At 43.7% G+C, this 15,702-nt stretch carries 12 protein-coding genes; 11 read left to right on the forward strand and 1 reads right to left on the reverse strand.

The window, feature by feature from the left end:
• Positions 1–78: 78 nt before the first annotated feature.
• Entirely contained in the window at positions 79–498 is a 420-nt protein-coding gene (locus DP73_RS04955) for a VOC family protein (RefSeq protein ID WP_034597931.1), read from the reverse strand.
• A gap of 134 nt (positions 499–632) precedes the next feature.
• Here DP73_RS04955 and sbcD point away from each other — a divergent pair, with 134 nt between their 5' ends.
• The 11 genes from sbcD to DP73_RS05010 all read left to right on the forward strand — a co-directional run bounded on the left by sbcD (position 633) and on the right by DP73_RS05010 (position 15,480).
• On the forward strand, positions 633–1,928 hold the full coding sequence (gene sbcD / locus DP73_RS04960; protein WP_034597933.1) for an exonuclease subunit SbcD: 1,296 nt from the start codon (positions 633–635) through the stop codon (positions 1,926–1,928).
• Positions 1,925–5,539, forward strand: a complete 3,615-nt coding sequence (locus DP73_RS04965; protein ID WP_034597935.1) for an AAA family ATPase — start codon at positions 1,925–1,927, stop codon at positions 5,537–5,539. Before sbcD ends, DP73_RS04965 begins: the two co-directional genes overlap by 4 nt.
• A 269-nt stretch (positions 5,540–5,808) precedes the next feature.
• Complete coding sequence (locus DP73_RS04970) at positions 5,809–6,585, forward strand: IclR family transcriptional regulator (RefSeq protein WP_034597937.1); 777 nt, start codon at positions 5,809–5,811, stop codon at positions 6,583–6,585.
• 313 nt (positions 6,586–6,898) lie between these two features.
• Positions 6,899–8,149, forward strand: a complete 1,251-nt coding sequence (locus DP73_RS04975) for a (Fe-S)-binding protein (protein ID WP_034597939.1) — start codon at positions 6,899–6,901, stop codon at positions 8,147–8,149.
• Between the two features lie 135 nt (positions 8,150–8,284).
• Complete coding sequence (locus tag DP73_RS04980; protein ID WP_034597941.1) at positions 8,285–9,589, forward strand: FAD-binding oxidoreductase; 1,305 nt, start codon at positions 8,285–8,287, stop codon at positions 9,587–9,589.
• Positions 9,590–9,607: 18 nt separating this feature from the next.
• The gene (locus DP73_RS04985; RefSeq protein WP_034597943.1) at positions 9,608–10,984 is read left to right on the forward strand and encodes an FAD-linked oxidase C-terminal domain-containing protein; all 1,377 of its coding nucleotides are present in this window, start codon (positions 9,608–9,610) and stop codon (positions 10,982–10,984) included.
• 322 nt (positions 10,985–11,306) lie between these two features.
• Entirely contained in the window at positions 11,307–11,654 is a 348-nt protein-coding gene (locus DP73_RS04990; RefSeq protein WP_034597944.1) for a cupin domain-containing protein, read from the forward strand.
• A gap of 331 nt (positions 11,655–11,985) precedes the next feature.
• A complete protein-coding gene (locus DP73_RS04995) occupies positions 11,986–13,263 on the forward strand; it encodes an ATP-grasp domain-containing protein (protein WP_034597946.1) in 1,278 nt (425 codons plus the stop codon).
• Between the two features lie 9 nt (positions 13,264–13,272).
• Positions 13,273–13,560, forward strand: coding sequence for a hypothetical protein (locus tag DP73_RS05000; protein WP_014901187.1), 288 nt, complete (start codon positions 13,273–13,275; stop codon positions 13,558–13,560).
• 69 nt (positions 13,561–13,629) lie between these two features.
• Positions 13,630–14,523: a CoA-binding protein gene (locus DP73_RS05005; RefSeq protein WP_034597948.1), complete on the forward strand. Its 894-nt coding sequence runs from the start codon at positions 13,630–13,632 to the stop codon at positions 14,521–14,523.
• A gap of 72 nt (positions 14,524–14,595) precedes the next feature.
• Positions 14,596–15,480, forward strand: coding sequence for a CoA ester lyase (locus DP73_RS05010; protein WP_034597950.1), 885 nt, complete (start codon positions 14,596–14,598; stop codon positions 15,478–15,480).
• The last annotated feature ends 222 nt before the right edge of the window (positions 15,481–15,702 follow it).

Here is a 15,702-nt window from a genome sequence, read left to right on the forward strand (position 1 = left end):
CTATTAACTCTAAACTAAGCACCTCTACAGAAAACAAGATACACTGTATCTTAGAGGCTTAGTTGTTATGACGGGTTATTACTTTACCTTGCATGAAACTTGCCACTGTACTCCATATTTATCTGTAAACTTCCCGTATAAGGGACTAAAGAAGGTTTCCTGCAACTCCATTTCGATAGTGCCTTCCTCAGACAATACTTCGAAAACCCTCCTTGTTGCTTCTTTAGTATCAAACTCTAAGGAGAAAGAAATATTATTCCCTGTACTATAAGGGTTGCCGGGAAAGGTATCTGAGAAACGTATGACATGACCATCTTTTCTTAGTTCGGCATGCATAACGAGATTCTTAACATGATCCGGGATTGGAAAGGCTGGATTTGCCGGAGCGTCAGCAAAATGCAAGATTTGAATTTCTCCCCCAAAAGCTGCTTGATAGAAGTTGACAGCCTTTTCGCAGTTGCCATTAAAAACAAGGTACGGTATTAGCCAGTCACTCATTATAATGCCCTTCTTTCGTTTATTGTCTACTGTATTATGCTCAGTACTGATTCCAATAATGCCCACAAGTTTTTGTCTGGGACATGCTCTATAATAAGAACATTAGAGAAAAGTATGAAAGGGGCAAGAAATCCATGAGGATTTTACATACATCAGATTGGCACTTGGGGCGTACCCTTGAAGGGCGTAGTCGGCTTGATGAGCAAGTCGCCTTTATTGATGAATTATCCGGTATAGTAGAGGACAATGCGGTAGATCTTATTCTGATCGCCGGAGATGTTTTTGATACTGTTAACCCCCCAGCTGCAGCGGAAGAACTTTTTTACGAAGCTTTGAATCGATTGTCTGCCGGAGGGAGGCGTGGGATAGTTGCAATCGCAGGAAATCACGATAACCCTGAACGACTTTGTGCAGCCGGCCCTTTGGCTGTGCGACAGGGAATAACTTTATATGGTCTTCCGAAAGAGGTGCTTTTGCCTAGCTCCAGCATATTTACCCAACTGAACCCAGGAGAGGGTTCAACTGTTAGAAGAGCTGCGGCAGGCCAAGGGTGGATGGAGTTAGCTATTCCTAATTGCCCGCCAACTATTGTAGCTATGCTGCCCTATCCTTCGGAATCACGACTCAACGAGGTCTTAAGTGCAAGTTTAGATGAAAAGATCCTGCGGGAAGAATACTCTAAGCGTGTTCAACAACTATTTACTACCTTTGCTCAGCATTATCGCCCGGATGCGGTTAATCTGGGGATAAGCCATCTTTTTGTGCGGGGGGGAGTAGAATCCGAATCAGAGCGGCCAATTCAACTGGGCAGTGCCCCCACAGTTGAAGTAAATGCTTTGCCGGTTGGGGCCCAATATGTTGCGCTTGGGCACTTGCACCGTGCCCAGTCTGTCAAAGGTGCTCCTATTCCAACTCGTTACTCGGGCTCGCCGCTAGCTTATAGCTTCTCTGAAACCGGCTATGCCAAATCTGTGGTTTTAATCGAAGCCTATCCCGGTCAAGAGGTAACAACTCAGGAGATTTTCCTGCGTTCAGGATACCCTTTGGTCAAATGGCGGGCCAAAGAAGGGCTTGCTCAGGTACAGCATTGGATTGATGAAGGCAAGGATCTCAATGCCTGGATTGATTTAGAAGTCTTCGTGTCAAACTCGTTGCAGGCTCAAGATATTCATAATCTGCGCCGGCAAAGAGAACGACTTATTAATATCCGACCTGTTTTTCCGGAGACTGAGAAGATCGCTGCCGAGGCTCGGTCGAAGTTGCCGATCGACGAGCTTTTCCGCAAGTTCTATCAAGATCGTATGGGTGGAGCGGAACCGGAGCAGGAACTTGTTGCTATGTTTTTGTCATTGATTGACCCGGATAACAATGAGACGACTCTATTATCAGACCAGCAAATTGGGGTCGATAAGGAGGTTGAGTCTGCATGAGGCCCATTAAACTAAAGATAGCAGGCCTAAATAGCTTTAGGGAAATACAAGAGATCGACTTCTCCAAACTGTGTGAAACCGGTGTGTTTGGAATTTTCGGCGCTACCGGCAGCGGAAAATCCACGATTCTGGATGCAATTACTCTGGCTCTCTATGGTACTGTAGAACGAGCTGCTAATAATACCCAAGGGATACTTAACCACGCAGAAAACCTGCTCACAGTAGAATATAGTTTTTCCTTAGCTGTAGGGGATCAACGGAAAGTTTATCGTGTGGAGCGGGCCTATAAACGATCCGGGGATCGAACGGTTAAGGCATCGACCTGCCGACTTGTGGAGATAATCGATGATGTTGAAACTGTGTTAGCCTCTAAAGCTGATGAAATGACGAAAATGATTGAGGGTGTATTGGGACTCAATGTTGAGGATTTTACTCGAGCCGTAGTTCTTCCTCAAGGGAAATTTGCCGAGTTTCTCACCATTAAACCAAAAGATCGGAGATCAATGTTAGAGAGACTGTTTTCCCTTGAAGCTTATGGGAGGGAATTATCCGCTCGACTTTCGGAACAACTAGATAGCACTAAATACAGTTTGAACGGTATAGAACAACGACAACAAGGATTAGGAGATGCTTCCTCAGAACGAGTTATCGAAGCTGAAAAGGATTTAGAAATCTCAGTGTCAAAGGCTGAGACTATTTCGGAAGACTTGAGAATTTTAAAACGACAATATGATGAAGCCAAAGAAGTCTGGGGACTGCAGGAACAATTGCACCAGCTAAAGGATTTAGAGAATCGGCTTTTAGCTGAACAAGCAATCATTGACAACTATGCTGAGCGCTTAAGCCTGGCAGAACGTGCGGAATCAATCCGTTCACTGCTGGAAGAGATAGCATTCTCAGAAGCTCGATTTCAAGAGGCTCGAGGTCAAGCGGAAGATTCAGCGACAAAACTTAAGGCAGCCAGGCTTGATAAGGAAAAGGCCGAAAGTATGTGGTTGGAGTCAAGCCAAAAACGCCAAGCTGCAGAGCCCCTCTGTCTGCGCAGGCTTGAGCAGCTGGAACAAGCTAAAAGCTTAGAAATTGATATCCTGACCAGGCAAGAGAGGTTAAATCAAACACGTCTGGATTATAGTAAACATGAACGAATTCGTAAGGATTTGGAACACAAAATTAGAGCTTCAAATGATAGAAAAACAGTCCTGCAAAAACAATTAAAGGATATTAAAGACGAGATTAATCGTCTTACGGTAGATCCCCAGCAGCGGAGGAGAGTTAATGGATCTGCTCAAGCCCTGGAAAGCTTTGATATAGTTTTTAAGCAAGCTAAAGATCTTCAGAAAGATTTAGACAAAAACCTCTTAGAAATGAAAGAACGTCAATTTGAATTGAATGACTCTCAGAAAGAAGTTCGAGCCGCTCAGAAAACAGTTGAGCAGCTTAAAGAGGTACTGACCCGCTTGCTTCAGAACCCGCCAATCCGTGAGGAGATCCTCAGTGAACAGGCTCAAAGATTAGAACGTGATCGGCATAAAATTGTCAATATTGAACGGAGTGAGCGGGAGGAAGCTGTTGAGCTGGAGCGGCTTCAAATTATCAGAGAGGATATCCGAAAAATAGAAGATGAAGTTGCCGCTAAGGAACAAGAGCAGCGACAGATCCTTCAAGCACTCCAGAGCGCCAAGGAGCATGCAGAATTAAAAAGAGTTGAAGTGAAGACATTTGAACAAGAAAACCTGGCGAGAATACTGGCTAGAAATCTGGCAGCAGGAGAGATGTGTCCGGTTTGTGGTTCAACTCACCATCCCCAGCCTGCAATAGAATTGGTTGACGAGAGGCTGGACCAGGCTAGAATTGCCCTTGAGGAAGCTTCTAATGAACTGCAGACCTTAGAAGAGAAAAGCCAGAAATGGGCGACTGAACTTGCTGTAACCAAGGCCCGCTTATCCTCGAATAAGGTTGCAGAGCAGAATCAGAATAATCTTGTAGCGGAAAAGCAACACTCCCTTGTTGCTTTTCGAGGGGAATTGACTGAGGCGGATAGCTTAAAAACGATTCAAGAGCTAAAACAACAATTAGTAGAACAAGAATTAATATTAGCGTCTAAACGTAAGGCTTTTAGCCAGTGGAAAGCAGATCAAGAGCAGTGGGGCCGAAAGTTGGATGATGCTCAGAGCCAAATGGTTGAAAGAGAGAAAAAGCAAAATAGTATTAATGCTCAGATTGCATCTCTAGAAGGTGTAGGCCAAGACATTCAAAATCGGTTAATTAAAGTGTCTGAAGAACAGGTAAAGCGGAAAGAGATTTTAGACAATTTGCGTGGGGAGATTGCTATAGCTGAAATTCCCAGGTTGCAAAATCAGTACTTAAATTGGGATCAAACCCTGGGTACCTTAAATAAAACAATGGCTGGACTTGAGGAAGAGCTGAGCAAAGCTGGTGAGGCTCAAGAACAGTTTCATCAGGATAAAATTAATTGCGAGCTGGAGCTTCAGAATTTAACAACTATTGGTACTGAGGCAGCCCGCAATTTGGCAGAGCTCCAGAAGAAATGTGATGCTCTAACAGGTGGCAAGAATGCTGCTGATCTCCTTGATCAAGTTAAAGAGGAATTATCTCATGTGACAGGATCAGAAGAAGCCCTTAGAAAGTTATATGAAAAGGCTAAAGAAATATGGACTCAAGCAGAACAGATTCAGGCAGTTAGCCTTAAAACCTTAGAATTATCTAGTGAAGGACTAAAGACCGCACAGGACAGACTTGCCCAAGGCCTCCGGACGGCACAATTCCTGTCCCTAGAAGAGGCGAAAAATGCCTTGTGTCCGGATTCAGAACGGCAGAATATGGAGCAAGCCATCACTGCCTATCGTCAAAATGTTTTGCTCAATAAGCAAAAACGAGCAGATGTTGAAGAAGTACTTAAGGAACGAATTCTACTTCCGGAAGAGTGGCTTGCTTGGCCCATTCGCATCAAAGCTCATGAACAAGCTTATACTGAAGCAATTGAGAGACGAGGTGCCAATCAGCAAAAGTTGGAGAAGCTGAAAGTTACCCATAAGGAATGGATGAACCTGGAAGGTGAGCGTATAACTCTTGCTCGTCGGCATGATTTACTGAAAAACTTGCAGAGTGTTTTCAAAGGCAATGCCTTTGTAGAGTTCATTGCTCAAGAACAATTAACCAATGTTGCAATAGATGCCTCAGAGCGGTTAAGGGAGTTAACAAACCAACGTTATGCCTTGGAAGTGGACTCTGAGGGAGGATTTATTATGCGTGATGATGCAAATGGAGGAGTACGCAGGCCTGTAAGCAGTTTATCCGGCGGTGAGACTTTCCTCACAGCTCTTGCCCTAGCCTTGGCTTTATCTACCCAGATCCAGCTTCGCGGGGAATCTCCGCTGGAATTCTTCTTTCTTGACGAGGGCTTCGGAACTCTGGATGCCAATCTTTTGGAATCCGTTATGAATATTTTAGAGAAGCTTCACTTGCAGAGTTTGACCATAGGAATAATCAGTCATGTCCCGGAGCTGAAGAACCGCCTGTCGCGCCGGTTGGTTCTAACTCCTGCTGAGGCTGGCGGAGTTGGCAGCAGGGTGAGGTTGGAGATGGCCTAATTAAGTTACTTGGGATGGAGATTACTCCATCCTGATTTTTTTATTGTCAGAGTTTTATGGTCATGAAGAGAGTCAAATATACAATCAAAATATATAAAATTATAAGACTGAAAGTTAAGTTTTTTGTTAAATTTGAAAATTTGGGGTATTGACTAAAGTCAATAAAAAGTTCATACTAGCCTAGAGAGTAAAACATAGTTTTATATGCTGAAACCGAATTCTTGTTGTTTATAATGACTGATTAGTGGTAATGAAATGGAGGCCTAACCATGGCAGAGAAATATGTGCAAACACTTGAGCGATCACTAGATGTTCTAGAAGTATTAGCTCACGCAGAAGAGCCTTTAGGAGTCACAGAAATTGGAACCCGCATTAGTTTGCATAAGAGTACAGTTCATCGAATCTTGCAGACCTTATGTCACAGAGGTTATGTCGAGAGAAAAAAAGACAGCGAGCGATATCAATTAGGCATTAAAATTATTGAATTAGGAATACGATTCTTTAACGATTTAGAAATCCGTAAAGTAGCTGGCCCTGTTCTCGGTGACTTAGTAAAAGTGTTAGATGAAGTCGTTCATCTGGTTCTTCCCGATGATGGGGAAATTGTTTATATCGATCGGGCAGAGACTTCTCAAGTTGTCAGTATGCATTCTAAAGTAGGTCGAAGAGCTCCGATGCATTGTACAGCAGTTGGGAAGGCCTTGCTTTCTACCATGCCTGAAGAGGAAGTACGTCATATTCTGGAGCTAAAAGGTATGACAAGGTATACACCTAACACAATTACTGATCCAGAGACCTTGTTAGTAGGCTTAAGAACTATCCGAGAAAGCAAAATATCGATTGAGAAGGAAGAAAATGAAATCGGTATAATCTGCTTAGGGACACCAATCTTCGATTATTCAGGGCGGGCGATCGGTGCAATTAGTGTTTCTGGACCTGCCAGTAGGATTAATGAAAAAGGAATTGATTGGATTGGAGAGGAATTGAAATCCTCTGGACAACTAATATCGGCTAAGTTAGGATTCGACTTCTTCCAAAAGTCTTGACCTATTAGTTACAAAGTTCAGGCTTGGTGATAATTTGAGAATAACTTAAATTGTTTGAAAGTTTCCTATTGACGATTTACTCAGATAGAGCAATAATATAACCATAAGTTTTCGAAACATTGTTTCAATTGTTGAAACGCTATCGAAAGTTACCAGAAAAGGGGGCGCAACATTCAAAGTAGCAAGTCAATAGGATATAATTACTTCAGGTCTTGGTGAACTTACTCACAAGCTAAAGGCAAATTAAATCTCTTTCGGAAGGGATGGGGCTGGAGGCCATGGGTAAAAACGCTTAAACAAAGGGGGAAGATCAGTGGGAGTTTTGGCAGACGTATATGAAATGCTCAACACGTGTAACAAATGTGGTGGCTGCCACACAGCTTGTAAGACCTATAAGCTGACTGGGATAGAGACAATGGTGGCACGCGGAAGAATCCAGCTCATCAAAGCCGTCGCCGATGGGAAATTAGAACCTAATCAAGAGTATGAAGATGCTATCATGAGCTGTCTGTTGTGCGGAGAATGTGCAGTCACTTGTCCAAACGGTGTACATGGTAATGAACTGGTTATGGCCGCGCGGCGAGATCTCAAACTCAGAAAGGGAATCACACCTTTTGCTAAATCTTTTGCTTTAAAAACTCTGGCCAGTCCGAAGAGATTGGGTATGGGATTCCGTCTTTTCGGAGGAGTGGGCAAAAGTGTTCTGAATAAACTTGATGGAATGGATTATTTTCGCGGTATTGATATTCGAAACTTCCCTACTGCCAAAAAACAATTTTTGGAGCAGGTTCCGGAGAGGATTAAGGTGCAAAATCCGAAGCATAAGGTCGGATTTTATGTGGGATGTTTTCTCAATTACTCCTTAGACCAAACCGCGCATTCTGTTGTTAAAGTGTTAACTAAAAATGACTGTGAAGTTATTATTCCCAAGGACCAAGTGTGCTGCGGTCTTCCGCAATATTGCTATGGTGACTTCGAAACAGCGAAAAGTAATGCCCGCCAAACTATTAATACTTTTTTAGATAAGTATAGCGATGCCGAAGTTGTTCTCTCCGCCTGCGCGTCCTGTGCTTCCATGCTTAAACATGATTATCTGAAGCTCTTCGCCGATGAGCCTTCCTATCTACCTAAAGTAAAACTATTTTGTGAAAAAGTGGTTGAGTTTTCAGAATATATGGATAAAATTGGTGTCAATCAGAGCCAACTTCATAATTCAAGTCCTCTAACAGTCACCTACCATGACCCTTGCCATATGGTACGGGGGCTTAAGGTGACTAAACAGCCACGGCAATTGCTGCAAATGATTCCTCGGGTTGAGTATAAGGAAATGTTTGAAGCCAACCGTTGTTGCGGGGCAGCCGGCTTAGTGCAAGCCTTCTTCCATGAGGTATCAACAGATATCACAGATCAGAAGACACAAAACATCAAGGATACCAATGCGGATTTGGTGGCTACAAGTTGCCCGGCTTGCATGTTGAGACTTCAAGGCGGCATCAACAAAGCCGGTCAAAAACAAAAGGTGATGCATGTTGCCGATTTAATGGCTAAAGCTTACGAAGATTAAGTAACCCTAAAAAAAGCTACTTATATATATGGTCTGACCATTACAGCTGATCATGGTCTGACCAAAATTGAATAATTCCCTTTGCGGAACATGCTGACCGCAAGTTCTAGTAAATGAGTGGAAGGGCGGGTAGTCATGAGTAACGTCAATATCAGTAAGTTAAAGGAGATTGTCGGTGAGGCCAATGTCATCGATTCCTCTTCCGAAATGACTAAATATCTAAAAGGTTCAGGTAAGCCTGCAGTTGTCGTCTTACCAGGGAAGACTTCAGAAGTTTCGAGTATCGTCAAACTGGCTAATGAGCAGAATGTGAAGTTAGCGGTAGGAGGGGCAGTCGTTAATACCCAGGGAATTACGGGTGGAATCGCGATGGTTATGTCCCGGATGAACCAAATTGTGGAAATGGATAAACTGAACCTTGTAGCCATCGTCGAGCCGGGACTTCTTCATAAAGATTTTATTCTTAAAGTAGCGGAAACCGGATTAAACTTTCCTCCCGAGCCCTATGAAGTTGAAACCAGTTCGATTGGCGGTTGCTTCTCAATCGGAGATTCCGATTCTAAATCCTTTGAATATGGTCCGACACGGACCTTCCTTTTGGGATTTGAAATGGTTCTCCCTACAGGGGAAATCTTGGAGATCGGAAATAAATGTATTAAGAACGTTTCCGGTTTGGATTTCATCCACTTTGCTGTCGGAAGCCAAGGGACCTTTGGAATCTTCACCAAACTTCTAGTGAAGCTCTTACCTCAACCGGAAGCTAAAAAAGCAGTGATTGGCACATTTGCATCCCTGCATAAGGCGAATGCAACTTTTAATACCCTGATTAAGCGCAACGTGCATCCGACTCGGATGAATCTCATTAATGCATCCTTTGCCAAGATTGCCAAACCCGGAACAGAAGGACAGCTTGTGATCATTGACTTGCAAGGTTTTAAAGAATCGGGCAAAAACATCGCTAATGAAGTTGCCTCAGTTCTTACCTTGGCTGGAGGCCTTGATGTAAAGATCATTGAAGACGCGGTTGAGTATGATGAAGTAATTAATGGTTGGCTTAAAGTTCGCGCCGAACTTAATGCAAAACCAGAGCGAACCGTGGAGTTTGTGGTTGGCCCGATGAAAATGCCTCAAGCCCTGGCTCAGCTCGAAGCTCTTACTGGGGATCTGGGAGCTTATCCTGGCGTAATTGTCGAAGGACTTCTTGGATATGTTGGTTTAGCTCTGCCCGAGGGAACCGAAAAACTTGCTTTTGCCACGAAAGTGAATAAATTGGCGATGTCCCTGGGCGGGAACGTGAAGGGCCTCTTGGGTCATAAGCTCAAAGCTGAAGTATATAATGATGCGGAAATGTGGAAGCAAACCACAAGTTTGCTCAATGAACTGCGTCAGCAATTTGACCCCAAAGGGATTCTCAGTCCTGGGGTAAGTCTAGAGGCTTAAGAAGAAGGAGGTCTGAATATGTTAAGCCAAACGGTTGTTAAGCGGTTGAAGGAAATTGTTGGGGAGAAGAACGTGGTTACGGACAAAGTTGGCCTGTTGACCTATGGCTATGACGGCACGTTATTATCCGGTGAAGCCTTAGGAGTGGTTTCTCCGACAACAACTGATCAAGTTGTGGAAATCGTTAAATTAATGAACGAACATGATATTAAACTTGTTCCCCGGGGTGCCGGCACGAATGAGAGCGGTGGAACAATTCCTTCTCAAGAAGCCGTCGTGATTAGTTTTACTAAAATGACTAAAATCCATGAAATAGATACTGAAAACTTTGTTGCTGTTGTTGAGCCGGGAGTGATTAATTTTGACCTTCAAGTTGAACTGGCTAAGCAAAATTTCTATTTCCCTCCCGATCCTTCCTCTTTTAAGGCCTCGACAATAGGAGGTAACCTAGGTGAATGCTCCGGTGGGCCGAAATGTTTTAAATACGGGGTTACCCGGGATTATATGTTGGGTCTGGAAGTCGTTCTCCCCAATGGCAAAGTCATTCAAACCGGGGGGCGTAATTTCCAAAGTGAGCCGGGTTATGATTTGACTCGCATCATTGTTGGCTCGGAAGGAATCCTAGGTTTGGTCACCAAGGTTTTCGTCCGTATCTTACCGATACCCAGAGCCAAGAAAACTATGCTGGCTCTTTACGACAAAGTTGAGGATGCTTCTCAAACTGTTGCTGACATTGTTGCTGCCGGTATTATTCCGACAACCCTGGAATTGATGGATAATTTGCTGATCAATACCACTGAGGACTTTACCCATGCCGGACTTCCCCGTGATGCTGGAGCGGTTCTGATTATTGAGGTTGATGGCTATCCGGAAGATATGGACGAACAAGTCAAGACGATTGGGGAAATCGCCAGCAAAATTGCCAAAGAATTTAAAGTTGCGCAAACGGCAGTTGAAGTGGATCAAATATGGACTTCAAGGCGCAGTGCTTTCGGATCTGTGGCTCGCGTTAGGCCATCCTATGGTGTTAACGATATTACAGTTCCGAGGAGCAATTTCCCCAAAGCCATTGGGGGAGTCCTTAAAGTAGCCAAAGATTTTGGTGTGACCATTGGAGTTGTGGCCCATGCGGGTGACGGAAATCTTCATCCCCTAATTCTTTTCGATCAACGGAATAAAGAAGAAACGGAAACTGTCCATAAAGCTGAACAGGCCCTCTGTATGATGGCTCTTGATCTGGAAGGGACGATAAGTGGTGAGCACGGAATCGGACTCGTCAAGAAGAAGTATCTTGATAAGGAGTTTACACCCGCTGCGATGGAAGCTTTTAGAAAGATTAAGAGAAGCTTTGATCCTACCAATCGCTTTAACCCAGGGAAGATCATCGATCTATAAAGATGTTTATAGGATCCAGGCAAAAAACCATCTATAAACAAAAAGACTTATAGAATGACGTTTGGACCCTGCCCTAGTGTCTTACCCTAGGGCAGGGCCTCCAAGGCCGCTGTGACAAGGAAACTGAACTTTGAGAGTGAATTGAAACCTGGAAGAAGGACATACTAGTCACACCTTTTGAGGGTATATTTTTTATCAAAGCTGCAATGATAGATTTCATATTCATATTTGAGTTTATCCTTTATTAAGAAGGACTTAAATAACGCAAACAAAGTAGTGACTGAATATTCGGATAATGCAATAACGGGAATGGAGGCCAAATATGGAAAACAGGGTGTTTAATCTTAAAGATTTAGCCCAATTCGACCCCAATACCCCCCAAAAGGTACTGGTTTATCAATCGGATAAAACTTTAGGTGCTATGTGGTGCTTAGAGCCAGGTCAGGAAGTGTTTCTTCATCAACACCCCAATGCCGATGATGTATGGGTTTGCCTGGAAGGGGAGTCCGGCCTTTATTTTGCCGGAGAGAATCAAGAAATCGAAATCAAAAAGGGAATGGCAATCCTAGCTAAGGCTGGCCAAACGCATGGTATGAGAAATACTGGCAAAGATCGCTTTGTATTTATTGGAATTGCCGGGCCCGTACCGGTAGAGACGGTTAAACTGTAAAAATATATTTTCGAAAAATCAGCAAATAATCGGTTGACTAATCCGTAAATAAGATAGATAATGGTGCTAAGGGAAAATGAAACTGGGTTTCACAATATGAAACAAAGAATTATGGGTCTTTCCGGTTACATTGTTTAAAGATTAATAGGATGCTTGGGAAGCAGGATCCTCATAAGGCCCCTCAGACCTTGTGTAAAACTTAATGGAAGGGAGGGACATTCTCTTTTCATTTGAGTGTATTCAAAATACAAAATGCATGTGTCTAGTAGATCGGCTAGTTCTTGAGACAACCTGAATAGTCGCGAAAATTTCATTATGGAAGTGATAACGTATGGCAAAATTTCTAGAATACCAGGGAAAAGAATGGCTTAGAAAATCAGGACTACCAGTACCACAAGGGCGGGTAGCATCCACTCCGGAAGAGGCCAAGAAGATTGCCGAGGAGATAGGCAAAGCCGTTGCCGTCAAAGGCCAAGTACAGGCTGGCGGACGTGGTAAAGCAGGGATTGTCAAATTAGTAAATACTCCGGATGAGGCAGCAGCTGCTGCAGCGGAAATTCTTGCTAAAAACATCGGAGGAAATCCTATTTTACAAGTTCTTGTTGAGGAAAAACTGGATATCCAAAAAGAGTATTATTGTTCCTTCGTAATCAATGGTGCAAGAGAAGCCCGTTCTCCTATGCTAATGTTTAGTGCTGAAGGCGGAATGGACATTGAAAGCGTTCCCGAAGAATTGCTCTTCAAAATTAACATTGATCCGATTAATGGACTTCAAACTTATGATGCAGTAGATGTATGTGCACGGGCGGGTATTCCTGCTCAGGATCTAAGTAAGTTTGCCAGTTTTCTATCAAAGCTATCCCAAACCTATAAAAAGTTAGATTGCCAAACCCTGGAGATCAATCCCTTTGTAATGACGGGCAGTGGTAATTTAGTCTGTGCCGATTGCAAAATGGAGATTGATAACAGCTCAGTTGGGCGTCATCCGGAATTCGGCATCAAGATTGCCCGGGATCTGCCCGGTGCTCCTACGGAGTTAGATCTTATTGGCTGGAGCATTGAAGAAACCGATGCCCGCGGAACCGGCTTCCTCATGAATATGGGGTATGACGAAGTAAGTCCCGGATATATCGGCTATCACCCCATTGGTGGCGGTTCAGCAATGATGGGCTTAGATGCTTTGAATCAGGTAGGCCTTAAACCGGCAAACTATGCTGACACCAGTGGAAACCCAGTGGGTTCGAAAATTTATCGGGTTGCTAAGTGTGTTCTTTCTCAGCCCAACATTGATGGTTATCTACTCGGCGGATTTATGATGGCCAACCAAGAGCAATGGCATCATGCTCATGCTATCGTTAAAGTACTCAGGGAGATTCTCCCGACTCAAAAACCCGGACTGCCTTGTGTATTGCTGCTTTGTGGGAACAGAGAAGATGAATCTCTGGAAATTTTAAGAGATGGTCTTGCTGATCTTATGACTCCTGATGGACCGGGTAAGAGAATCGAGATTTATGGTAAACAGTATGTAACGGATACGAAATTCATTGGACAAAGACTTTTAGCTCTTAGTCAAGAATACAGAGCTGAAAAAGAATCGCAAGGAAAGTAGGGGAACCTTATGCTGGAATTCGCAGAAAAAAGTCTGACAGTTAAGATCGATACCAGCAAGTGTGATACGTGCGAGACAAAAGCATGTGCCGAGGCGTGCAAAAAGTATGCTAGAGGATTGCTTGGAATTGACGACAAAGGTAGAGCTTCAGTTGCACATCGCGATGCGGAAGAAGTTTTGCGTCTGGGAACTGAATGTTTAGCATGTGAACTCGCTTGTAAGACCAAAGGTAACAATGCCATAACCATTGAGGTTCCGGTTAAGGGTTTGGATGAGTACCTTGCAAAACGTAAATAGGTAATAGATCTAGAGGGTAGATTGTTATTGTGAATTTAAACGAAGCAAAATGTTAAATGAGGGATAAAGATGGGCATTTTGATCAATAAGAGTACTAAGGTCATCGTCCAAGGGATTACGGGTCGTGAAGGATCCGTACGGACAAAGTACATGAAAGAATATGGTACCCAAGTAATTGGCGGAACCAGCCCGGGAAAAGCTGGAGAGGAAGTTCATGGTATACCGGTCTTTAACACTGTCAAAGAGATCGCTCGGGAGCAAGGGGAAATTGACTTCAGCGTAATTTTTGTGCCGGGGAAGATTTTGAAAACAGCCGTATTCGAAGCAGTTGATGCAGGAGTAAAAAATATTATTCCTTGCGTTGAGGGCACTCCTATCCACGATATTATGGAGATGATTGCCTACGCTAAATCTAAAGGGTCAAGGCTTCTTGGGCCAGGGTCAATTGGAATTATTACCCCGGGCGAGGCTGTTGTAGGCTGGCTTGGCGGCAATAAAGAATGGGCCAATAAATTCTTTCAAAGTGGAAATATCGGGGTATTCTCTCGCAGCGGCGGCCAATCAGGGACAATTCCTTGGTTGCTGAGAGAGGGAGGATTTGGAGTAAGTACCGTAATCCACACAGGCACAGAGCCAGTGTTGGGTACTTCCATGGCAGATTTACTTCCCTTATTTGAGGCAGATCCTGAAACTAAGGGTGTTGCGGTCTATGCGGAAATCGGAGGCACACAAGAGGAAGAGTGTGCAGAGGTTATTGCAGCCGGGAAATTCACAAAACCTTTCGTAATCTACGTAGCAGGCGCTTGGGCCCCTGCAGGAATGAGGTTCTCCCATGCTTCAAATATCGTAGAGCGTGGACGTGGGTCGGCTAAAAGTAAAATGGAAGCAATTACTAAGGCTGGAGGATTTGTAGCGGAAACTCCTACAGATATTCCCATCATCTTAAAAGAGAAAATTAAATAGTAAAGATTTATTAAACTTGCTATCCCTAGGGTCGAACCCTAGAAAATAAATAAAAAATAGGGGGTAATTCTAATGACAATTATGAGATCGGTTATGTATATTCCTGGAAACAATCCTAAAATGGTAGCTAAGGCTCCTGAATTCCCGGCTGATATTGTTACTTTAGACCTTGAGGATTCAGTTCCACCAGCGGAAAAAGAAGCTGCTCGTAAGATTGTTGCAGAAAACCTCAAATATGCTGCTCAAGGTGGCGCACAAGTATTTGTCCGTATTAATAACTGGGAAACTGAATTAACCAACGATGACTTAGAAGCAATTGTCCATGAAGGACTTCATGGAGTAACCTTGGCTAAAACCGGTTGCGCAGCTGATGTACAACGCTTAGATTGGAAATTAGAAGAGCTTGAGCGTCGTCGTGGTCTAGAAGTAGGGTCGGTTAAGATCTCAATGTTGCTTGAAACCGCAAAAGGTATCATTAACGCTGCAGAGTGCTGCTTAGCCAGCCCACGTAATGTCAATGCAATCTTTGGTGCTGTTGATTATTGCCGTGATATGCGTGTAAAACTTACTAACGAAGGTGTTGAGCAACAATATGGCCGTGCTCACGTAGCTGTTGCTTGCCGTGCTGCCAGAATTGTAGCAATTGATGCTCCTTTCGTTGACTTCAAGAATATTGAAGCTTTCGAGAAAAACGTTGCTGAGGGACGCCAAATGGGTTATGAAGGCCGTATGATTATTCATCCAGGACAAATTGAGCCTTCCAACCGTATGTACTCCCCAGATCCTGCTGATGTTGAGTGGGCTACCGGTGTTGTTAAAGTCTTCGAAGAAGAAGGTATTGCTAAAGGGAAAGCTTCCGTTTCTTATAACGGCAAAATGGTTGATACCCCAGTATACTTAAATGCTAAAGATATCTTAGCTGCTCAAGCTGAGATTGATGCTAAAAACGCTCAGTAATCAAGTGACTCTTAGCTTCAGATGGAGTTTGCCTAAGAGGAATACTTACTCCAGCTGAAGCTTAGAGGAACTTATCCAGGGACGTAGCAGCCGTTATCTCCGCTAAAGTTGTTCTGTGTAGTTTGCGGTTCGGCGAAAGCAACCTGCGCCGTTAAGCTTTTCTTTGGAGCAGGCGGCTTGGGCGAAACCCTCACCCGGGTTTCGTACTGGATGCTTTCGTAC

Source organism: Desulfosporosinus sp. HMP52, assembly GCF_000765145.1.
GTDB lineage: Bacteria > Bacillota > Desulfitobacteriia > Desulfitobacteriales > Desulfitobacteriaceae > Desulfosporosinus.